Annotated in this window: 1 protein-coding gene; it reads right to left on the reverse strand. The window is 45.1% G+C overall.

Annotated elements, in window-relative coordinates; genetic code table 11:
- Positions 1 to 257: hypothetical protein (locus HC176_RS19530; RefSeq protein WP_167920604.1), on the reverse strand; the 257-nt coding region annotated here is incomplete at both ends.

The raw sequence follows: 257 nt of genomic DNA on the forward strand, positions 1-257 counted from the left end.
ACTGAGGTCCAGCACTTCGCGCCCGCGCATGTCCACCACCGCCAAGCGGGTAACAGCACTGTCCATATTTTTGGCATAAAACGTTTTGGCTGGGTTTTGGTAATAAGTACGGTTTTTTGTTCCATCGACATCTTCTGCACTTAACATTTGCTGTTCGCTCTGGAATACAATTTCCAATCTGTTTTTAAACACCCCAGCTTCTGAACCAAACTGGTAAGCGTCACCTTTTGTAAGATTGAAATATTCGCCGGTTAGGT

The sequence above is a fragment of the Tamlana crocina genome, assembly GCF_012037625.1.